The sequence below is a fragment of the Labilibaculum manganireducens genome (genome assembly GCF_963665805.2).
GTDB classification, from domain to species: domain Bacteria; phylum Bacteroidota; class Bacteroidia; order Bacteroidales; family Marinifilaceae; genus Labilibaculum; species Labilibaculum manganireducens.
In genome coordinates this window covers 2,044,279-2,066,627 of sequence record NZ_CAXXEE010000003.1, presented here as the reverse complement: position 1 = coordinate 2,066,627, position 22,349 = coordinate 2,044,279, and the positions used below count along the sequence as shown (strand labels likewise).

The window sequence follows — 22,349 nt, the reverse complement described above, 5'->3', positions numbered from 1 at the left end:
AAGCTCGAACGAAGTCTTTTTATCAGAAATACTATTCCTGAGCGCCGTGATTCTTTGCAATTCCAATCCAATGCTCAACCAAACTTTTAGGATCAGCTCCTATACCACGAGCAAAATGCAAAGCTACTCCCATAATTAAAACAGAAGCTTCATGTAATTCTTGATTTGTTTGCAAGGCTCCAAATTCTTTCTGCGCTTTTAATTGAAGCAAATTATTGTGTTTTTGAGTAAATGTAATCGGATCATCATCAGATATTTCAGGAATCATCAAACAATCAATCCACTCCTGTCCTATCCTTTCTGCTAATTCTTCCGGAGGCTCATTGCCCATTTTTCTCCACAGTGGCAATGTTTCTTTATCTCCGGATTCAGCCAGACCAGTATCAAGAAGCAGTTCAAATGCAATATCAGCTATATTTTGCATTATTTCTAAATATTGATCCTGAGCCAATTCGAATTGATCCGTTATCTGCCCATTAAGATATTCCCCAACACTCATTTGACGTAAATTGATGACTTCAGGACATTTTTCCAAACAAGGAAGTTGATCTCCCTGAAACATATAGTTAACTTCATTATTTTGTATTTGACGGCCTAGTGGATATAACCGGCAAGCCAGCGGGCGCCCCAGATGAACACTGCATCCAAAGTTTTCGACATATTGAGAGCAGGCTTGCTTCTCTCCCCATCCTGCTTTTCCGTTAAAGTGCAAACGAATTCCGCCGAACTCACAGTAAAGATCGCGAAATTCCCTTGTAGTCATTTTTTTCTCCTTAGCCAGACAGACCAACTCCCATGGATTAAGCAACACTTGGTTGCCATGGCAGCAAGCTCCAATCCGCGCACAGGTGAGAGGCAGTATATTTTGAAGACTCAGTATATTTGTTTGCATTATTGTTGATTCTTTTTTGATATTACACTTAATAGCAGCTCAATAATTAAACGGCTACCAAATTGCTAAAACATTATCTAAAATTACAGATATCTCAAATTTCCTGAGGATATATCTCCGATTACTATCATTAATAGAATTATTTATTGGCCTGTCAGCATGCTTTTCGAGGATGCTTTTTTGATGTTTCGATCCATAAAACTACCAGAGAAAATTAAACCACCAATAATCCCCATAAAAATATAAAGTACCTGTGTTCCCATGTTATTTTGCGCTCCAGGCGCATCAAGAAACACACTACTTAAACCAATAAATGCTTTACTTCCCGGAACGAGCATCACAATTCCCGGCACTAAAAACACCAACTGCGGCGATCGTGTTATTTTACCAAACAACTTACTGATGCTCACAGCCACAATAGTTCCGATAAAGATACTGACTAAAATTCCTGTGAAATCGAAAAGAGTAGTGGTATAAAAACTAACAAATCCTGCAATTACGCAATACAACAAATCTCTTGTCCGCACTTTAAATACTACGGCCAAGCTAAGTGCCAAAACCAAAATAGCCAAGTAGTCGAGCCACTCGGGCACATCATTTATTACATTATTAGGTTGTAAATCAACAAACAAAGGAAGAATTGCCAAACCTAAGACAACACCAAAAAACTGTTTGAAAAGCGATACCAAGGCGTCGAACAACTTGGCTGTTCCAGACACCAAACTTCGGGAAGTAATCTCTTCCAACGCGGTAGTTATGGATAATCCGGGAATAAACACAATAATAGATGCCAGAATAGTCATGGAAATATTGATTTGCTCAAATTGCATAGACAATAAACCGGTTATCAGAGTAGCTGCAAAAGCAATTAATGATTCCAGAGCACTGCGAATGTATCCCGATTTTTGAGCCAAAAGAGTGATGCCATAAATCACAGCGCCAATAATTGATGCAGTAATTGCAGATGCCCAACTGGTATCCAATATCATGCTAAATGCCCCAGCCGATAGAATGAAAGCAGCCAATTCGGTTAGTTTACCGTAAGCAAAAGGTGCTGTTTTTAATTGCTCCATGGCCATTTTTGCTTCTTCAAAACTGCTTTTATTAGAAAGAACATCATTAGTAATTTCTACAATTCGCGACAAAGCACCCAAATTTAATTCCCCTGGTGGCACGCATTCTACGTAGTTGTAGGTTTGTTCTTCCTCTTCGTAAAACACATAGTTAATCCAGGTTGGTGTATCCATAAAACTTCCCTTAATCCCTTTCTTTTCCGAAATCTCTGTCAAATAAATCTGCGATTTATAGGAGGGTACACCGTAAGTATGCAGGGCCTTGCCCAACTGCACTATGAATTTATATTTTCCGGGAACCTGCATGTTCTTTTATTTCTGTTCTAAATGATTATTTCAAATTAGCGGCTGTGTTCTGCACCTAAGCATTTTATTTTTCTCTGTTTACCGATAACAAATAACCGTTCGCAGATGACTAACGCCTTTAAATCCGTACAAAAATACAATTTATTTATGCTCCAAGCCATTCCGTAATCCTGTAATTCCCTGCATTTATATTTGGTAAGGAAAGAATACATCTTGTTTTGTTTCATTTTCCTTAAAATATTCTCCTTTGGGAGAATAACGAGAGCCTTTATGCATTACTTTTGCAACTCAAAACAATCAATAACGAAAAAAAAAATCTGTCATAAATAATAGGGTTTCCTTTGCGGATAAACCTTAGCATGACGGATTCTTCCTGAACTTTATCAGGCCAACTATTATCATTTAAATTATTAACAAATGAACACTATTTTTAGACCTAAATTATTCACTGTACTAAAAGATTACAATTTACAAGCCTTTCAAAAGGATTTGTTTGCAGGAATTATTGTAGGTATCGTTGCTCTTCCTTTGGCCATTGCCTTTGCTGTTGCATCGGGTGTTTCGCCCGAAAAAGGTTTAATTACAGCAATTGTGGCTGGTTTTATCATTTCTTTATTGGGTGGCAGCCGTGTTCAAATTGGTGGACCTACCGGAGCTTTTATCGTAATTGTTTACGGTATCGTAAGTCAGTACGGCATTGATGGATTAATGATCTCAACATTTTTAGCGGGTATTATTCTGATTCTGTTTGGGGTGCTGCGCATGGGAGCGGTTTTAAAATTCATTCCCCATCCTTTAATTGTTGGTTTTACTTCGGGTATTGCTCTGGTTATTTTCTCTACCCAAATTAAAGCAGCCTTTGGTCTTCAGATAGCAGAAGTTCCATCAGAATTTATTGGAAAATGGGCTTGTTATTTCTCTAATATTTCCAGTCTCAATATATATGCAATCGCGATTAGCGGGGGTACAATCCTATTGACCTTATTCGCCGGTAAATTGATTCCTAAAATACCTGGATCCTTTATCGCAATTATTACAATGACCGCGCTTGTGCAGGTTTTTGACATGCCTGTTAACACCATCGAATCGGTATATGGAGACATTCCCAATTCATTTAGTTTCTCGGTTCCAACTGTTGACTGGACCAATCTTCCAAATTACTTTCAACCTGCCATTACCATTGCTATTTTGGGAGCAATTGAGTCTTTGTTATCCGCAGTAGTTGCCGACGGTATGATCGGTGGAAATCATCGGTCCAATACAGAATTAATTGCACAGGGAATTGCCAATATCTTCTCTCCAATTTTCGGAGGAATTCCGGCAACAGGAGCTATTGCGAGAACTGCAACTAATGTTAAGAACGGTGGACGCACACCTGTTGCGGGAATGATTCATGCACTTACTCTATTATTAATCATGCTGGTATTTGGACGATGGGCAAAATTAATTCCAATGTCGTGTCTGGCAGGTATTTTAATAGTGGTTTCCTACAACATGAGTGAATGGAGATCTTTCAAATCTATTCTTAAAGGTTCAAGATTCGATATTATCGTTTTACTCACCACTTTCTTCTTAACCGTATTGGTTGATTTAACCATCGCCATCGAAATGGGAATTGTGCTGGCATCCTTAATCTTCATGTATCGAATGTCAAAAATCAATGGCATAATTCAACATGAATCTGAATCGGATGAAATACAGAATTACAATCAAATCCCTAAGGAAATTGAAATATATGAAATTAGCGGCCCGTTCTTTTTTGCCGCTGCCAAAAGATATCAGGAAACCCTTCGCAACCTAAAAAGTTCTACATCCGTTCTTATCATTCGAATGCGTCATGTTCCTTTTATGGATACCACCGGAGTTCGAAACTTCACCGAAATCATTGAGGATCTGGAAAGCAGAAAAACAAAGGTGATTTTATCAGGAGTAAATTCAGAAGTAATGGGCGATTTACGAAAAAGCGAAATTAATCACTTAATAAGCAACGAAAATATTTTCGACAATTTTGATGATGCTGTTAAAGCGGCAAAAAACTTACTGTAGTTAATAAGAAACTTTAAAAGTAAAACCGGACAATAGGTATTCATCCTAAAGTCCGGTTTTTTCATGTTTAATCCCCTAAAAAAACATAAAAACTAAACTACTAATTGAAATTCGTTTTGCAGGGCACTCACAATCATATCAGGAACTTGATGTGGTTTTCGGGTTTTACTATCCACAAAAACCACCGTAGATGTTGCAGTACATGTTTTTTCTCCTCTTCCGTTTTCAAATTCGAACTCAAATTTGAAACGAACCTTGGGCAATTCTTTTATTTTGGTTCGAACCGTTAATTCTTCATCGTATCCTGTCGGTTTTAAATATCTTAAATTCATTTCAATTACAGGAAGCATGATATTATTATCCTCTAACACCTTGTCGTTTATGCCGAATTGACGCAGCAGTTCCGTTCTGGCCTGGTGACAATAGTTAACGTAGTTGGCATGATAGACGTACCCCATTTGATCCACCTCGTTGTATCTTGGCCGTATTTTATATTCACCAATAATCATTGTTCAATTTTTAGTTCGGAAACATCAACTTTCTTCCAAAGTTCAGATAGTGCGTTGCCAATTTCCGAATCTTTATTGTACTCCAAAATTGTTTTTTTCTCTACCATCGAGTAAACTACTTCTTCGGAAAAAGGCAGTTTTCCCATCAATTTAATTCCCTGTGTAATAAAAAAGTTCTCCATTTGAATGGAAATTTCTAAATTGATATCATATTTATTGATTAGAGCATACATCGGTATTTGGAACGACTGCACCAACTCTACCAAACGCACCACATCATGAAATCCTGATTTGCTGGGCTCTGTAACCAAAATTACAGCATCGGCTCCGGTAATAGACGCAATTGCCGCACAGCCAATTCCCGGAGGTCCATCGTTTAAAATAAAATCAGCATTCTTTTCTATGGCAATTTCTTTAGCTTTTTTGCGGATTTGAGTCACCAATTTGCCGGAATTTTCCTCACCCGGTCCCATTTTGGCATGAACCAAGGATCCAAAACGCGTATCGGACACAAACCAATGATTGTTACGGCTTCGCTCTGAACTGATTGCTCCTGCAGGACAAATACGTTCACAAAGACGACAACCTTCGCATGCAAAAGCATCAATATGTAAGCCTCCACCCGATTTAAAATGAATGGCTTCGAATTTGCAATGCTGTCTGCAAAGACCGCAATTGGTGCATAAATTGGTATCAATAGAAGCAACCCAGGCTCCCTCAAACACATGTGTCTCTTTATTTTCCGGTTGAAAAATAATGTGAAGATCAGCTGCATCAACGTCAGCATCCACAAAAACAGTATTTTTAATCACCGAAGCTAAAGCTGCCGTAATACTGGTTTTTCCTGTTCCACCTTTACCACTAAGAATAGTTATGTCCTTCATTATCAATTCAATTTCTTCAAATACTCAACCACCTTACGATACTCCTTCGCGAATTGAAGGGGAACACAGCTCACAATTTTACCTTTTGCATACAAACCTGCATACTCTTTACTAAAAGGAATTTCACCCAACAAGTCAATATTTTCGGCCTTTAGGAACTCATACACTTCAGAATCTCCTAATCCGGCTTTGTTTACAAAAACACCAAAAGGTTTATTCACCTCACGCAGTAAATCAACTGTAAGCTTTAAATCATATACTCCGAATGGAGTTGGCTCTGTCACTAAAATCACAAAATCGGCATCCGAAATGGTCTCAACAACCGGACAACTTGTACCAGGTGGTGCATCGTAAATCAGAATATCATGTTCGCCAACTAAGTTCTTCTTTAAATCCTTAATCAACATAGTCTGCAATGGAGAACCAACCCTCAAATTGCCTTCCATCAGACTCAAATCACTACCAATATTGTAATTGGTAACCGTTCCAATGGCATTTGTGGTTTCGTGAATAGCGTCAAACTGACAGGCCACAAAACAAGCACCACAAGAATGACACAAATCCTTATTTACAGCCGCATACTGCACTGATGGCATCATTACTATTGCATTAAACTCACAATATTCTTCGCATTTTTTACAAAATGTACATTTCGAAGTGTCTATTTTGGGAATCACCTGCTCTGATAATTTCTCGCTCTTAACCGAGAAATTCCGAAAAAACAAAAGATCATTCGGTTCTTCCACATCGCAGTCAACCAGCTGTACACTTCTTGTCCAATGCTCATTGATGGAAGAAAATAAATTAACAGCAAAAGTTGTTTTACCTGTTCCTCCTTTGCCACTTGCAACGGCTATTTTAAATGCCATAAACTCCCCTCCTGCTTTTTTGTAATGATCAAATCTCCCTTATTCACACCCAACATTTCAGCCATTATATCACATTTTGCCATGAGCATAAAATAAAGCGATTCCTTTTTTTCATTTAGCAAGCCTTCAAAATTCCCCTGTCCTTTAGAAATCACAACAGCCGCTTTTGTATACAGTTCCTGAAATTCCTCTGAACAATTATCCACTAAGGTTGAAGGTGCATCATGACCATTCGATATCACTCGGCAGACATCCTGCATTCCTACTTGTTCAGCATCCTCAAGAGTCACATCGTTAATTATCGGATTTCCCCGAACTACATAAGTTAAGTTTGGATGATTTAGATGTTGAATAAAAAGCTTATCGAAAACTATTTCGCCTGCATTATCGCCTAAATACAAAACCGATTCTGCTTTTTCTATTTCAGCAAACATCTCATCTCTGTCGTCCAAAGCAAAATCAAGAGCCAGTAATTCTTCTATTTTAGCCGGAATATTGGTTGGTACACTATGTGCTCCATAATCAACAATATTGCCAACAACAGCTAATTTTGCGGCAATATGCAGTGATTCATCATTCTCATTCACAAATGCAACCCATTTTTTATACTGCGAATTCAAAATTGAATTGGCATGTTTCTTCTCCTCACGGTACAAATCATCATTTTGTATTTTCTTTTTCGCCAAACGATGAATCAGCAACGCCAGATAAGGATTTGAGAGGTGCTTACAATTTGTTAGTAAATGATTTACTTCAGAGGAAAAATCGCCGGCAACTTCCCCCTGAAGATTAAATTTGTCAATTAGTAAATCCACCGTTTTGGAATGGCAAGTCAAACACCTGTTATCCATATTTAGTGGTCGCAATAGTTAGCTGTAAAGCTTAAACTTTCATCTAAAAATCCTTTTACCAATTCTTTAGCATCTAATTGAGGTGCTCCAACAAATACATTTACATTGTGTTGATTAAAAATTTGAATGGCTCTGTTTCCCATTCCTCCGGCAATTACATCGGTAACCCCTAAGTCAGCTAAAAACGGAGGCAACAAACCTGGTTCGTGTGGTGGTGCAGCCACTAATTCTTCTGTAACAATAGCTTTATCCATTACATCAAGCAATGCAAAATGCGAACAATGGCCAAAATGTCCATCCAAAATTCCATCTTTAACCGGAATTGCAATTTTCTTTTTCATGTGTTTATAATTTTAAGTTTTTGTCAGATGGAACTTACCATGAACCGATAATCATGCCTCTTTGTGTCACAATTACCAGTCATGAACGTTTCATTTAATATTTTATTTCAACTCAATTAATCAATCCCAAACAAGAGGGAATACTATTTTATTCTTTGTATCAGATACAGCACAAGAGCTATTGATATTATTCAAGAAGAACAATATCAACAAGACTCTTATGCCTCTTACTAATCAGGATACATTTTTAATGAAACCAAGGAATAAATATCTAATCACTTATTTTCCTTCGTCGAAGTCTTAGTCTTCCGGCACCTCCTCGTCCAAAACCAAATCCTTGTCCTTTGCCTCTTTCAATGGTTTCATCCTTAAATTCAGTCTCACTGTCCATCTTCTTGTTGCTGTTACAACGCCCCATTCCTCTTCCTGTTCGAGCACCTTTTCGCTCCGGACCACTTCGATCTAAATCTGGCATTTCAACCTCCTTTTTTAAATTGATTTACTGCTTTTCAATCTTTTTCCCTGCCCTTTACCGCAACCACTTTTTCGTTTCAAACCTAAACCTTTCCCTAACTTCTCCAATAGAATGTTTTGGTCAGATTCAGAACACTGTCCTAGTCCTCTTCCCGATTTTGAACCTTCTCCATCGGGTCCTTTTCTATCCAAGTGTGGCATAACATTTTATTTTAAGATTTCAATTTGTTTATAATGTGCTGCACTGTGTTATTATCATTTTGCAGCAACACCATTTGAATATTGAACTTTTCAAGCAATTCTTTTGCTTTAGGCCCAAAATCACCTGAAATTACTTTTTGAGCACCCAGTTCGACTAACTTTTCAACAGTTTTGGTTCCTGCTCCGCTTTGCGAGTTGACATTTTCATTCTCGATAAAACTAATTTCTCCTGATTGATCATCATACAAACAAAACCAACCTGCTCTTCCAAACCGCAAATCAAAAATTGAATTCAATTGATTTCCCGTTGATGTAATAATTGTCTTCATATTCTTATTTATTAATTAATTCGATGTGTTTGGAATTACAAGCCGGACAAGTTTCTTTGTCCATAGTTTCCGGAATATTGAATCTTGCATTGCATTTTGAACACAAATACCAATTCTTATCCATAACCGCATTCCCAAAAACAGTTCTTATTTCCTTTGCTTCTACCAATGCTGCAGCAATTTTTCTTCGGGCACTTTCGTAGATTCTCGCAAAAGTTGGCCTCGATATACCCATTAAACCCGCAGCTTCATCATGTTTCAACAAATCGTAATCTGCTAACTTCAATGCTTCATATTCTTCATAAAGCAAATCAATTGATTTCCGACTCTTAGAATTTACACCAAAGGGTTTATAACCCTTAAATCTTGGTGGTTCCACAACTTTTCGCAATCTGATTTTTCTAGGCATAGGGATTTATTTTCAACAAATATAATGAGAATATTCTCACTACGCAAATATAACTGGTCTTTACTAACAAAGCTATATAGCAAAAAAAAGAGGCTCTGCAGCCTCTGTTAAATCTTTATCTCTTACAAACCTTATGCTTCTTCTTCCTGAGAAATAAAATGGGCAAATTGTCTTTCAACAGTTATAGGCTCGGTCAAATACAATTCTCCAACCTGTTTCGACATTACATCCGGAAACACATATTCTTTCCCCTTAATTAATCCTTCTACTATTTCTCTGGCAACATTTACAGGAGAATCTTTTTCCATTTCCAGATCTCTTGTCATATCAGTATTGATAGGTCCAGGATATACTCCCATAACAAGAATATTAGTCAAAAACAATTCTCCGCGCAAGCCTTGTGTAATACTATGAACGGCAGCCTTCGAGGCAGAATATGCTCCTGCAATTGGCATACTGGCCAAGCCCAATAGCGAAGAAATATTTACAATAGCGGCAATTTCCCTCTGTTTTAAATAGTCTATTAAAGAAACAGTCAACTTTACCAAACCCCAAACATTTACTTCAAAATTTACAGCCATACTGTCTAATGTTTCATCCGAACAGAATCCTCCGGATTCATAAACACCAGCATTATTAACTAAGATTTCAACATCCTTCGCTAATTTTGCAGCCCTAATAATTGATCGATCATCCCTTAAGTCTAAAAGTATCGGAACCAAACGATTCCCATACTCAGGTTTAAGATCATCCATAGATTTTAAATTCCTTACTCCCGCATACACTTTTTTTGCCCCCTTTTCGAGTAGCTCAATGGTTATTGCTCTCCCAATTCCTCTGTTAGCTCCACTTACAAAAGCTACCCTATCTTTAGGGGACACTTTGATTTCATTCATCACAACCTCCATTTTTGGTTTAACTTATTTGAATTGATTCTACTCAATTTACAAATATCCCGCTCCAATAGCAATGCAAATTATCTATCCAAACACTATTTAGATACAATAGGATCACTTTGAACATATCCCGTACGAATCAAATGGACTAATTTTTCTATCTTTGTTTTTGTCTTTTAATTTTGGCAATTTCTTATCGGGGTGCGAGTAATCTATAATCTTTTCCAATAGCATTCCCGGCTGGAGATGAAAAGAAATTGAATGACACAAATAATAACCGGACTCTGGAGATACATCTTTATGGATCCGGTTATTTTATTTTAAACTGCAAACCACACGCATTTCAAAATAAATAGAACTATCATCAACCAAAATATTTACCAATATGTCAACGAATTATTTCAAAGCCTATCCTGACGAAAAAGGAAATTTTGGCCAATACGGAGGAAGTTATATTCCTGAAGTTTTAGAAGAAGAGATGAAGAAAATTAATGAGGCTTACTATTCAATTAGTAAATCTCACGAATTTATCTCAGAACTAAGAAGCATCCGTAAGCACTTCCAGGGTCGTCCCACTCCTGTTTATTTCTGCAACCGCCTATCCAATAAATATGGTGGACGAATTTATCTGAAACGCGAAGATCTAAATCATACAGGAGCGCATAAATTAAACCATTGCATGGGTGAAGCTCTTTTAGCCAAATACATGGGCAAAAAAAAGCTGATTGCTGAAACCGGTGCCGGTCAACATGGTGTTGCATTAGCCACTGCTGCCGCCTATTTTGGATTGGAATGTGAAATTCACATGGGGGAAGTCGATATTGCCAAGGAACATCCAAATGTAGTGAGAATGAAAATTCTTGGAGCAACAGTTGTACCGGTAACTCATGGACTAAAGACATTGAAAGAAGCAGTTGATTCTGCTTTTATGGCTTACCTTCAAGATCCGGTTAATACAATTTATTGCATTGGATCAGTCGTAGGACCGCATCCATTTCCTATGATGGTTCGCGAATTTCAACGTGTAGTTGGAATTGAAGCAAGAGATCAATTTCAGGAAATGACCGGAGAACTACCGGATAATATTGTTGCTTGTGTTGGTGGAGGAAGTAATGCAATGGGAATTTTCTCGGCCTTTTTAGAAGATGATGAGTGTAAATTGCATGGCGTAGAACCTGGCGGACGTTCTCTCGATAAAGGGGAACATGCAGCAACTCTAACTTTTGGCAAACCAGGTGTAATACACGGATTCAAATGCTATCTTCTTCAGGATGAAAAAGGAGAACCCGATCCTGTATATTCTGTTGCCAGCGGATTGGATTATCCTGGTGTCGGACCTGAGCACTCTATGCTTAAAGATCTGAACAAAGCTGAATATCATTCCATTACAGATAAAGAATGTATTGATGCTTTTTATGAATTGAGCAGAGAGGAAGGAATAATTCCTGCACTGGAAAGTGCGCATGCTGTGGCGTATGCATTGAAACTTGCAAAAGCAAATCCGAAACAATCTATTTTGGTAAACCTAAGTGGCAGAGGTGATAAGGATATCGACTTTATTGTTGATACTTACGGATTGCCCGAATAAATTACCACAAATAAATTTGTATCATAAAATCAAATATCACTTTCCGAAGTGGCATTTTTTTATCCCTCATAATTGCTTTTAGTAATTTAATTAACTGAGAACATTAGAATTTAGTTTGTTCAGATTTATTTTTTTGACTTATATTTGCCTTACTATGAAAAATAAATTTAAATTCGCAAAAGATTTAACGAAAGAAATGGAATTCATTACTTCGAGAAGTAGTGGTCCGGGCGGGCAAAATGTGAACAAAGTTAATTCTAAAGTTGAACTTCGATTTTCTGTTTTCGAGTCAGAAATACTGACTAAAAAAGAAAAGGAAATCATCTTTCTAAAATTATATCATCATATCAATAATCTGGGTATACTATCGGTAACTGCGCAAACAGAACGTTCTCAGGTTCAAAATAAAGAAATAGCAATCCAAAAGTTTTATCGATGGATTGAAATTGCTCTAACTCCTGTAAAACCAAGAAAAAAGACCAGACCAACAAGAGCTTCGAAAGAGAAAAGATTAGAAGAGAAACAGGCTCTTGCACAAAAAAAAGAAAGCAGAAAAAAAACTGAATTATAGAGATATTAAAAAAGGGTGATCCAATGGATCACCCTATATTTTTGTTGGAGAACTTCAATTTACATGTTTGCAAAGAAGTCGTTTCCTTTATCATCAACAATAATAAATGCAGGGAAATTTTCCACGCGGATTTTACGAACTGCTTCCATTCCTAATTCTGGAAAATCGATCACCTCGATAGATTTAATGCTGTTCTTTGCCAATACTGCAGCAGGCCCGCCAATTGATCCTAAGTAGAACCCACCATTTGCTTTACAGGCATCGGTTACAGATTTGTAACGGTTCCCTTTGGCTACCATCACCATAGAACCTCCAACTTTCTGAAAAAGATCCACATAAGAGTCCATACGTCCGGCAGTTGTTGGACCGAAACTTCCTGAAGGCATTCCTTTTGGTGTTTTTGCAGGACCAGCGTAATACACAGGATGATTCTTGAAATACTCAGGCATCTCTTTTCCTTCCTCCAACATTTGTTTGATTTGCGCATGAGCAATGTCACGGGCAACAATCAAAGTTCCTGTTAAACTCAATCTTGTTTTAATTGGGTATTTGGTCAATTCTTTCAAAATATCTGCCATTGGCTGATCCAAATTGATTTCAACAGCCTCCTTCAAATGCGGAGCTTCTTTTGGCAAATACTGAAATGGATTTCTTTCCAGTTCTTCCAAATAGATTCCATCTTCGGTAATTTTAGCTTTCACATTACGGTCGGCACTACAACTTACGCCTAAACCTACCGGACAAGAAGCTGCGTGACGAGGCAAACGAATTACTTTTACATCGTGAACAAAATATTTACCACCGAACTGAGCTCCAATTTCACTCTTTTGGCAAATCTCTTCAATTTTTTTCTCCCATTCCAAATCACGGAATGCCTGACCACCTTCGTTACCTTCGGTTGGCAAATGATCGTAATATCCGGCAGAAGCCTTCTTCACCGTAGCCAAAGTTGCTTCGGCCGAAGTGCCGCCAATTACCAATGCCAGGTGATAAGGAGGACAAGCTGAAGTTCCTAAATCACGAAGTTTATTTGTTATGAAAGTGGTTAAGTTCTTTTCGTTTAAAAGAGCTTTGGTTTCCTGATAAAGGAAAGTTTTGTTTCCTGATCCGCCGCCTTTGGTTACAAATAAAAATTCGTAAGTATTCCCCTTGTTTGCGTAAATATCAATTTGAGCAGGAAGGTTATTTCCTGAATTTTTTTCTTCGAACATCGAAAAAGGAACAACCTGAGAATATCGCAGATTTCTTTCCTGGTAGGTATCGTAAACTCCTTTAGAAAGGTGCTCAGCATCATCTGCTCCGGTATAAACATCTTCCCCTTTTTTTGCTACCACAATTGCTGTACCTGTATCCTGACAAGTTGGCAATTCTCCTTCAGCAGCAACTACCTGATTCAGTAACATAGTGTGAGCAACAAAACGGTCATTATCTGATGCTTCATTATCCTGAAGAATTGTCTTCAATTTATTTAAATGAGCAGGACGCAGGTAAAAAGACACATCTGAAAATGCTTCTTTCGAAAGCATTTCAAGCCCCTTTGGATCTACTTTTAAAATTTTTCTTCCATCAACTTCAACAGTTGAAACGTAATCTGTTGTTAGTAAACGATACTTGGTAGTATCCTTTGTTATTGGAAATGGTTTCTGATAATGAAAATCGGACATGATATAGTATTTTAAATTTTGTATTTACGAGTCAAACGACAATAATCAAAAATGCATATTTTCGCCTTAATTAAAGTCATAGACAAATATAAGATAAATTGCAGTTTGAGGCTCTGGAAATTAGCTATTCTATAACATTGTCCTGCAACATAAGCTTAGTAATTTCTATTCTTTCAGATGGCATTAAAATCCCAATGAATCCAAAATTTTCTCATTCAGCTGTCTGTTTTTGCCTATGTAAGGATAACAGTGAATGTGGATTGCCGGATTAAAATTCATTTCAATTATGGCATAATTGTCTTTTGCTGCCGGCTGATTCACATCCTCAATCATCATATCCAAACCTGTAATCTGAACACCAAGTGCTTTTGACGACTCTATTGCAATATCTTTGTATGACTGATGAATATCGTCCGTATAATCAATACTATCGCCACCCGTACTTATGTTTGAATTCTCCCGCAGGTAAATTACCTGATCTTTTTTAGGAACACTTTCGAAACATAACCCCTGCTCTTTTAAGAACATTTCTTCAGCCTCTTCCAACCGAATTTTTTCAAGCGGTGTCCGATATCCTTTTCCACGCAAAGGATCCTGATTTTTAATGTCGACCAACTCGCGAATGTTTTTTTCACCATCTCCTTTTACATTGGCCGGAACTCTGTGCAAAATACCACACACCTTATCTTTTATTACAAAGAATCGGAATTCCCTGCCCGAAATAAACTCTTCAATAAGGATACTTCCATCGTGTTCAAAAGCAATATCAACAGCTCTTTTGTAAACCTCTTCGTCTTTATTTTCTTTTAAAATAGTAATTCCCAAGCCAAAATTTGTCGATTTAGGTTTTACCACAATCCCTTTTCCTTCAAACAAATCAAAATCAGAACGTGCTTGTCTGGCATCCTGATAATCCAATCCGGCAGGAACCCTGATTCCACCTTTTTCAAGAATTTTCTTCGTTACCAGCTTATTCTCCATCATTAAAACACTTGAATAGTTATCTAATGATGTTCGGGTAGCCTGCATTACATATTCCGTTTTATCTCCCTGGCTTAAACTGATGAAATTTTCGCATCGGTCCAATATAGTAAACTCCACTCCTCTTCGTAAAGCTGCCTTCATAAGTAATTGAGAAGATAATTCCAGATCTTCGAATCCATGAAAGCGAAAACCACTCATCTCACTTTCTTCCTTGTACTGCTTAGCTTTGTTCAAATGGAAATTAATAAAGCCCTCCTCTACAATTCGCTGTTTCACTTTAAATGAAGTTCGCTGATCGGGATTTTTAATAAAATTTGAAATTTCGGCAAGAGATCCCTGATAATCAGAATCATTAATTAAATCGGCTGTTCTTGCAAAATCAGTAATGTCAGAAAATAATTCGTTCAACATCTTTTTTGCACATGTTTCCTGTCCATCAAAATTCATAAGCATTAGCTCGGAATTCAAACCATGACATGCAACCAAATCCTGATTATTGGCAGCCACCTTTTGGTCTGCTTCATTGTACTTATCATTTTCGGCGGTGAATAAGCAATACAACAGAAATAAATGTGTGAAATACAATCTATTTTTAGATACTCCCGATTTTTCAAAGGGATCTAAATCCAGAATACGAACTTCCAGATGTGATATTTTTTTGCTCTTTTCATCGAATTTTAACCGAATAGGAAGATAAAGCTCCTCTCCTGCCAATATTTTACCTGTTTGAATCAAGTTAGACACAGACTTTTTATAATCCTCCAGACTGTTAAAATCGACATAAAATTCTTCTATATTTCTATATCCCATAGAACTGTTTCGAATGGAAATAGCATTTCCACAGCTCATGAAACTCTTTTTCCCTGTTTTTAACGATTTCATTTTAAAAGAAGGATCAGAAATCGGACTCTCCCCAAATAACCAGATCAGCATCCATCGGTACCGCATAAAATTCCGAACCATTTTTAAGTAAACAGACTCACGAAAGCTTTCCAAATCGCTGTTGCAATGATTCGCTTTTTTCAACTTGCGCTCTAACCTGTCTGATAAAGAAAAATTAAAGTGAATCCCGGAAAGCATCTGTCTTTCTTTCCCATATCGATTGGCCAATTCCTCTCTGTATTTCTCTTTATGAATTCCTTTCTCTCCAAATTTAGCAATTGGTATCTCCTCCTCCTGAGGCAATAAAGGAGGTAAGCTTTGAGGCCAAAGTAATTCATCGGTTAAATTCTCAGAAATTACATCCTGCAAAGTCTCTAAAAAACCATGAACTTCAGCAATACTATGCAAAGGAGGTGTTATCATCTCCACCTGACTTTCCGAAAAATCAGTTGTAATAAAAGGATTCTGAAATTTATCACCCAAAATTCCCGGATGTGGTGTCGTTGCCATCTTACCCGTGTAATCGACTCTCACATTTTCCTTTTCAATGCCAAATTTACCGTTCTTCAAGCTCTCACGAATCCCTTCTAACCGAAGTGCTTCGTTGATATTATTAATAAGATGATCCATATATCAGAATTTACCAAATGTATTATTTTTAAAATATGTTCGTAATAAAAAGTAAAGAACAATGCCTTTTAATATACTGCTTCCGGTGATGCTCCACCAAACTCCATTTAAACTTAAGACCGTATAAAAACCAAGAAAATAAGCCCCAGGCAGTCGTAATGAAGTAAATATTACACTTACAGCAGCTGATATTTTAGTTTTTCCAAGACCATTAAAAACCCCGGCACTAATCATTTCCAAACACATAAATAACTGCGATGCTGCCAATATCATTAAATAGTCCTTCCCCATTGCTATACTTTCAGCCTCAGGCACAAAAATGGAAAATAATGTTTTGGGGAAAATCAAGAAAATCATTGTAGTTACAGCTCCTACAGCCAGGGATAACCGCAAACCCGCTTTATGAATATTAGGAACCTCGGTAATATTTTTTGCGCCGTAACTATGCCCAACCATAATAGTTACAGCTTGCATAATTCCTCCAACAATCATAAATGTAATCGACTCAATTTGAACACCAATTTTCTGAACAGCTATCGCATTTGGTCCCCAATCTGCAATGATTCTGGCAAGAAAAATGTATATCACCGAAAAAGAAATTCGCTGCACCGCAGCAGGCATTCCAACCTCAAATAAACTTTTTAATTTAGTTGCATACGGCAACAGGCCTTTGAAATAAATGGTGTCAAATTTTTGATAGACAAAATAGAAATACATCAGGCTGCATGTTCTACCAATTATTGTCGCTATTGCAGCTCCTTCAACTCCCAGATTAAATACAAAAATCAATAATGGATCAAGTACAATATTCACCAAAGTTCCAATAATACTGGCCTTAAAGGAGATTTTTGTTTTACCATGAGCATTAAAAATACTGATGAACAAAAGGTTCACAAAACTGATAATAATCCCAAAGGAACTTATCACCAAATATGAAACGGCCATTTCATTAACATGAACATCTTTCATTTGAAAAAAGCCAATAAATTGTTCCGGAATGGCTAAAAATACGGAAGTAAATAGAATGGCAATACCACCAATTCCCCATAATCCAGCGGTTGAATATCTTCCTGCCGCATTCATATTTTCGGCACCCACCGAATGTGCGATTTTTATATTTGCACCTACTGTTACAATGGAAGCCATTGCCCAACCCAACTGTAGAAAGAAACCTGCAGAACCAACTGATGCCACAGCTCCACTTCCCAAATATCCCACCCAAATCATATCGGTAAGATTATAGGTCATATGCAAAAGAAACGAGCCGATAATCGGAAAAGCAAGCTTTAGCAGCTTTTTCCCAACTTCGGAATATTTTTGTTCTCTTCTAAGTAAACTGGTAATGAATTTTAACATCTACTAAACTTCATGTGTGAGTGCAAACGGATATGAATCAAAAACGGATGTGATTTTAGCAAGAAAAACACATGCTCTATTTAAGCATTTGATGAATTAATATTTCCAATTCATTTTTTAAACACATGGCTTTCCCAGCACTGCAGTTAAGCGATTTTGCCATTTCCAAGGGTATATTTTTAGCTTCTTCTTTTAGATTCTTTCCTTTTTCTGAAAGATAAATGCGAACCTTTCTTTCATCTTGGCAACACTTTGTTCTTTTAATAAAAGAAAGCTGTTCCATTCGTTTCAAAAGCGGCGTCAACGTATTTGTATTCAAATACAATTTGCATCCAATTTCGTTAACACCAATCCCGTCTTTCTCCCATAGAACCAAAAACACCAAATACTGAGGATAGGTAATTCCGAGCTGATCAAGATAAGGCTGATATTGTCTTGTCATGAGTCGAGAGGCTGCATATATCGTAAAGCACAATTGATTCTCAAGTTTGAGAGGATTGAACTCTTTGTTAGCTAAATTGTCCATATTTATTATTTATATCGCTTGCGATGCAAATTAACGAAATTGTCTGTTAAGATCAAAAAATATAACCTTGTATATCCGGACATACAAGGCTATTATTACTTAATTCAACGAATTCGCTTATTCTTTCCAAAATCCACTTTGCTTAATCAGACGATATTTTCCTGATCCCAACAGCATTATGGCGAGTCCTCCAAATAAATACAATGCATTTAATTCAATTCCCAATCCTCCGTACTCATTCAAATGAAAAATACCTTCGGGGTGAGCTGCAGGAATAGATACGAGCATTGTCAGGGCAATTAACAATCCCGAAACTCTTGTGTATGTACCTAATAATAAAAGAAGTGGTGCAATTAACTCTCCCAGATAAACTCCGTACGAAAGCATTTCGGGCAAACCTGTTTTAACGATCAAGAATTTTACTCCGCCAATACCATCCAATAATTTCTGCACCCCATGAAACAACATCAAACCACCAACTGATAGTCGTAAAATTAGTTTTCCTAAATTTTCCATAAATATATTTATTTGATTAATTTCGATATTCATTACAAATCTATGAGCTTTTATCCATGATATAAATGCACAATTTATGTGTATTCATGTACTTTTTTTTCAACATACAATTGCATAATATGTTACACAATCTTTTACAAGACAATTTTGGATTTTCTGATTTTAAACCAGGACAAAAAGAGGTTATTTCTACCATACTGGAAGGAAAATCAGCAATAGCTATCTTCCCAACCGGATCGGGGAAATCTCTTTGTTACCAACTTCCTGCTCTCCAACTCACGGAACTTACGGTGGTGGTTTCCCCTTTACTGGCTTTAATAAAAGATCAAATAGATTTTCTGCAATCGAAAAATATATCTGCAGTCCGAATCGATTCATCTCTCTCGAAAGAAGAAGAACAGGATATCATGAATGGCATCCGTGCCAAACAACACAAAATCTTAATGATATCAGTCGAACGTTTTAAAAATGAACGCTTTCGCAGATTTCTTAAAGACATTCCAATCTCCTTACTGGTAATTGATGAAGCTCATTGCATCTCGGAATGGGGTCACAATTTTAGACCGGATTATTTAAAGCTGCCAAATTATCGTGATACTTTTCGTGCCAAACAAGTACTTTTGCTTACCGCAACTGCAACTCCCAAGGTTATTGAAGACATGACTAAAAAGTTTGCCATTGCCAAAGAGAATGTAACAGTTACAGGATTTTACCGATCAAACTTAGATGTGAACGTTGTCCCGGTTATTCAATCTGAAAAAAACAATAAATTACTTTCATTACTGCTTCCCCGAAAAAATGAATGTGGAATTGTGTATGTAACCCAACAAAAAACTGCAGAGGTAGTTGCAGGTATATTATCCTCGAAAGGAATAACGGCCAAGGCATATCATGCAGGATTGAAAAGTGAAGACCGTGAAGAAATCCAAAATCAATTTATGGCCGATAAAGTAAATTGTGTGGTTGCAACAATTGCTTTTGGAATGGGAATCGATAAATCGAACATTCGTTATGTGATTCATTACGATCTTCCAAAATCGACAGAAAATTATTCTCAGGAAATTGGACGGGCAGGCCGCGATGGTAAAAAATCAGATTGTATTGTTTTGGCAAATCATGACAATGTTAATGTGCTTGAGAATTTCATATTTGGAGACACTCCTGCCCTATCAGGCATAAAAGAAATTCTCAGTCGCATAAAAAAGGCTAAAACAAGCTGGGAAATTAAGCTAAACACACTTCCGGCACATAGCAATATCCGTATTCTGCCAATTAAAACCCTGCTGGTTTACATGGAGATACGAGGAATTATCAAACCTCAATACAGCTATTTTGCAGACTATAGATTTAGCTTAAACAACGACGAAAAAAGTATCGTAGAAAAGTTCCAGGGAGAGCGAAAGAAATTTATTCAGGCCATTTTCGATCATTCTGAAAAAGCCAGAAAATGGATCACAGTAAATTTCGACACCATCAGCCAAAATTATCCGACAGATAGAAATAGAATTGTTTCTGCTTTGGAATATTTTGATGCTAAGAAATTAATCAATTTGGAAGCAAAACTAATGGTAGATGTTTTTGCCGTAACAAATCCGGATTTTGATATCGATACTGTGGCGCAAGATCTTTACGACAGTTTTAAAAAGAAAGAAGCAGTTGAAGTCAACAGAATTCGGGAAATGCTAAGTCTGTTTGAATCGGAAACCTGCATCAGTAAAAATATGGCCAACTATTTTGGTGAATATCCCGAATGGGAAAAATGCGGGCACTGCTCGGTATGCAGTTCCGGTCCTGTGAAAATTGCAAAATCCCACCAGCTAAAAAGTCTGCCTGAGTATAATTATATAGAATTGTGTGAAACTGCCATCAATAAATTTGGTGATCTGTTAACTGATGAACTGCTTGCAAAATTTTTATGTGGCATCAACACACCTATTTTCACCCGTTTAAAATTGAAACAGGAAAAACACTTTGCTTATTTGGAAAATTATCGATTTGGTGATGTTCTGGAATGGGTAACATCAAACAACAAATAAAAGATTAAGAGGTATTTACATATATCACTAAAACATTTAATATTATTTTAAATTAGATCACATAAGATATAAATTCAAAATGCTTAATTTTACAGTCTCATAAAAGTATTCTCTACTATCAAAAAGAATACATACTACATCTATTTAAATTTATTGGTTTGAAAAGAAATCCGAACTTCCCGTTTGCTCCGGCAAAAATTCCGTTTTTTTACGGATGGATTTGTATGATTGCAGGTACCATAGGTATAATCAGTAGTATTCCCGGGCAAACAATGGGCGTTTCGGTGTTTACCAATTACTTAATCGATTCGTTGAAATTAAGTCGTGATGCATTGAGTTCAGCCTATTTGATTGGTACTGTGGCGAGTTCTCTTTTCTTAACATATGCAGGTAAAATTTACGATAAATTTGGTGCCCGTTTCACAGCAATGATCGCTGCCTTAGGATTAGCCGTAACATTAATACTATTTTCCTATTCTGATCTTTTATCCGGGTCGTTATCAAACTTTGTCAGTATTGAGTTCTCAACAGCTTCATTTGTTCTGATCTCTTTGTTATTCTTCTTCTTACGATTCTCGGGACAAGGAGTACTAACCTTGGCCTCACGAAACCTGATCATGAAATGGTTCGACCAGCGAAGAGGACTGGCAAATAGTCTTTCCAGTGCGATTCAATCTTTTGGATTTGCCGTATCTCCGCTTTTTATAGCACTGCTTATTACCCGCTTTAACTGGAGTATCACCTACCAGATTTTGGCAGTACTTACTTTTCTGTTTGTTATTTTCGCATTTATCTTTTACCGGGATAATCCTGAAGAATGTGGTTTAATTCCTGATGGAAAAATTATTGAACCAAAACACAAAAGCAATCCTACATTTCAAACTAAAAAACAATATACTCTAAAAGAAGCACGAAGCACATGGGTATTTTGGCTGTTTACTTTTGGCTTAAGTTTTAATGCATTTTTCATTACCGGTTTCACCTTTAATGTCATATCCATCTTCGAATCATGTGGATATTCGGAACAAAAAGCTTTAAGTGTATTTGTTCCTGCTTCCATCATTTCTATTGTTTCTGCAATTTTAGGTAATCTTCTAAGTGATTACATAAAAATGCAAAAGCTTCTGATTATTTTTCTACTTGGATGTTTGTTGTCAAGTTTAGGGATTGCAATTTTAGGATCTGAAATTGGCTACTATGTATTAATACTGGGAAATGGTATTATGGGTGGCTTGTATTCAGTTTTAGTAGCAATTACATGGCCTCGCTTTTACGGGCGAAAACATTTGGGTGCGATTAGCGGACTATCAATGTCCTTAGTTGTATTTTCAAGTGCAATGGCGCCCCTTTTCTTCAGTAGAATATTCACATTAACCGGAAGCTATAGCATAGCTGGATACGCTGGAGTCGCCTACGCCGTCATTTTACTGATTTTCTCAATTAAAGCGAGAAATCCTCAATTACAGTAAAAGAAGATACTGAACTAAATTCAAATGGCATTTAAGAATCAGTCTCT

General features: G+C 37.0%; 22 protein-coding genes. 5 read left to right on the top strand and 17 right to left on the bottom strand.

Going from position 1 to position 22,349, the window contains the following annotated elements; genetic code table 11:
• Positions 1-31 precede the first annotated feature (31 nt).
• Both ACHZAX_RS07935 and ACHZAX_RS07930 read right to left on the bottom strand, forming a co-directional pair.
• Positions 32-892 (bottom strand): YkgJ family cysteine cluster protein, encoded by an 861-nt coding sequence (locus ACHZAX_RS07935; RefSeq protein WP_320018687.1) that lies wholly within the window; start codon positions 890-892, stop codon positions 32-34.
• Positions 893-1,035: 143 nt separating this feature from the next.
• Positions 1,036-2,271 (bottom strand): threonine/serine exporter family protein, encoded by a 1,236-nt coding sequence (locus ACHZAX_RS07930; protein ID WP_101309130.1) that lies wholly within the window; start codon positions 2,269-2,271, stop codon positions 1,036-1,038.
• Between the two features lie 417 nt (positions 2,272-2,688).
• Between ACHZAX_RS07930 and ACHZAX_RS07925 the strand changes: the two genes are divergently transcribed.
• Complete coding sequence (locus ACHZAX_RS07925) at positions 2,689-4,317, top strand: SulP family inorganic anion transporter (protein WP_320018686.1); 1,629 nt, start codon at positions 2,689-2,691, stop codon at positions 4,315-4,317.
• A 92-nt stretch (positions 4,318-4,409) separates the two neighbouring features.
• On the opposite strand, the gene ACHZAX_RS07920 is transcribed toward ACHZAX_RS07925, so the two are convergent.
• The 10 genes from ACHZAX_RS07920 to ACHZAX_RS07875 form a co-directional block, all read right to left on the bottom strand.
• On the bottom strand, positions 4,410-4,826 hold the full coding sequence (locus ACHZAX_RS07920) for an acyl-CoA thioesterase (RefSeq protein ID WP_101309132.1): 417 nt from the start codon (positions 4,824-4,826) through the stop codon (positions 4,410-4,412).
• Complete coding sequence (locus tag ACHZAX_RS07915) at positions 4,823-5,710, bottom strand: P-loop NTPase (RefSeq protein ID WP_320018685.1); 888 nt, start codon at positions 5,708-5,710, stop codon at positions 4,823-4,825. Before ACHZAX_RS07915 ends, ACHZAX_RS07920 begins: the two co-directional genes overlap by 4 nt.
• A 2-nt stretch (positions 5,711-5,712) precedes the next feature.
• Positions 5,713-6,579 (bottom strand): ATP-binding protein, encoded by an 867-nt coding sequence (locus ACHZAX_RS07910; protein ID WP_320018684.1) that lies wholly within the window; start codon positions 6,577-6,579, stop codon positions 5,713-5,715.
• The gene (locus ACHZAX_RS07905; protein ID WP_101309133.1) at positions 6,564-7,430 is read right to left on the bottom strand and encodes a damage-control phosphatase ARMT1 family protein; all 867 of its coding nucleotides are present in this window, start codon (positions 7,428-7,430) and stop codon (positions 6,564-6,566) included. The genes ACHZAX_RS07910 and ACHZAX_RS07905 overlap by 16 nt, the downstream gene beginning before the upstream one ends.
• A 2-nt stretch (positions 7,431-7,432) precedes the next feature.
• Complete coding sequence (locus ACHZAX_RS07900) at positions 7,433-7,771, bottom strand: NifB/NifX family molybdenum-iron cluster-binding protein (RefSeq protein WP_101309134.1); 339 nt, start codon at positions 7,769-7,771, stop codon at positions 7,433-7,435.
• A 271-nt stretch (positions 7,772-8,042) separates the two neighbouring features.
• Entirely contained in the window at positions 8,043-8,246 is a 204-nt protein-coding gene (locus tag ACHZAX_RS07895; protein ID WP_320018683.1) for a DUF5320 domain-containing protein, read from the bottom strand.
• 14 nt (positions 8,247-8,260) lie between these two features.
• Positions 8,261-8,446 (bottom strand): DUF5320 domain-containing protein, encoded by a 186-nt coding sequence (locus ACHZAX_RS07890; RefSeq protein WP_101309136.1) that lies wholly within the window; start codon positions 8,444-8,446, stop codon positions 8,261-8,263.
• Between the two features lie 11 nt (positions 8,447-8,457).
• Complete coding sequence (locus tag ACHZAX_RS07885; protein ID WP_320018682.1) at positions 8,458-8,775, bottom strand: NifB/NifX family molybdenum-iron cluster-binding protein; 318 nt, start codon at positions 8,773-8,775, stop codon at positions 8,458-8,460.
• A gap of 4 nt (positions 8,776-8,779) precedes the next feature.
• Entirely contained in the window at positions 8,780-9,184 is a 405-nt protein-coding gene (locus tag ACHZAX_RS07880) for a DUF134 domain-containing protein (RefSeq protein ID WP_245870304.1), read from the bottom strand.
• Positions 9,185-9,315: 131 nt separating this feature from the next.
• A complete protein-coding gene (locus tag ACHZAX_RS07875) occupies positions 9,316-10,080 on the bottom strand; it encodes an SDR family oxidoreductase (protein WP_180327250.1) in 765 nt (254 codons plus the stop codon).
• 385 nt (positions 10,081-10,465) lie between these two features.
• Between ACHZAX_RS07875 and trpB the strand changes: the two genes are divergently transcribed.
• The gene (gene trpB, locus ACHZAX_RS07870) at positions 10,466-11,668 is read left to right on the top strand and encodes a tryptophan synthase subunit beta (RefSeq protein WP_101309139.1); all 1,203 of its coding nucleotides are present in this window, start codon (positions 10,466-10,468) and stop codon (positions 11,666-11,668) included.
• Between the two features lie 154 nt (positions 11,669-11,822).
• Entirely contained in the window at positions 11,823-12,239 is a 417-nt protein-coding gene (gene arfB / locus ACHZAX_RS07865; protein ID WP_320018681.1) for an alternative ribosome rescue aminoacyl-tRNA hydrolase ArfB, read from the top strand.
• 59 nt (positions 12,240-12,298) lie between these two features.
• Here arfB and ACHZAX_RS07860 read toward each other — a convergent pair whose 3' ends face one another.
• The 5 genes from ACHZAX_RS07860 to ACHZAX_RS07840 all read right to left on the bottom strand — a co-directional run bounded on the left by ACHZAX_RS07860 (position 12,299) and on the right by ACHZAX_RS07840 (position 18,797).
• Positions 12,299-13,903, bottom strand: coding sequence for a fumarate hydratase (locus ACHZAX_RS07860; RefSeq protein ID WP_156196276.1), 1,605 nt, complete (start codon positions 13,901-13,903; stop codon positions 12,299-12,301).
• Positions 13,904-14,086: 183 nt separating this feature from the next.
• The gene (gene gshAB / locus ACHZAX_RS07855) at positions 14,087-16,399 is read right to left on the bottom strand and encodes a bifunctional glutamate--cysteine ligase GshA/glutathione synthetase GshB (protein ID WP_101309142.1); all 2,313 of its coding nucleotides are present in this window, start codon (positions 16,397-16,399) and stop codon (positions 14,087-14,089) included.
• A 3-nt stretch (positions 16,400-16,402) separates the two neighbouring features.
• Positions 16,403-17,755, bottom strand: coding sequence for an MATE family efflux transporter (locus ACHZAX_RS07850; protein ID WP_320018680.1), 1,353 nt, complete (start codon positions 17,753-17,755; stop codon positions 16,403-16,405).
• Positions 17,756-17,831: 76 nt separating this feature from the next.
• Entirely contained in the window at positions 17,832-18,281 is a 450-nt protein-coding gene (locus ACHZAX_RS07845; protein ID WP_101309144.1) for a MarR family winged helix-turn-helix transcriptional regulator, read from the bottom strand.
• Between the two features lie 117 nt (positions 18,282-18,398).
• On the bottom strand, positions 18,399-18,797 hold the full coding sequence (locus ACHZAX_RS07840; protein WP_101309145.1) for a DoxX family protein: 399 nt from the start codon (positions 18,795-18,797) through the stop codon (positions 18,399-18,401).
• Between the two features lie 119 nt (positions 18,798-18,916).
• On the opposite strand from ACHZAX_RS07840, the gene ACHZAX_RS07835 reads away from it, so the two are divergent.
• Together ACHZAX_RS07835 and ACHZAX_RS07830 are read left to right on the top strand one after the other, a co-directional pair.
• Positions 18,917-20,833: a RecQ family ATP-dependent DNA helicase gene (locus tag ACHZAX_RS07835; protein WP_101309146.1), complete on the top strand. Its 1,917-nt coding sequence runs from the start codon at positions 18,917-18,919 to the stop codon at positions 20,831-20,833.
• A 158-nt stretch (positions 20,834-20,991) separates the two neighbouring features.
• Positions 20,992-22,302, top strand: a complete 1,311-nt coding sequence (locus ACHZAX_RS07830) for an MFS transporter (RefSeq protein WP_143470852.1) — start codon at positions 20,992-20,994, stop codon at positions 22,300-22,302.
• Positions 22,303-22,349 lie beyond the last annotated feature (47 nt).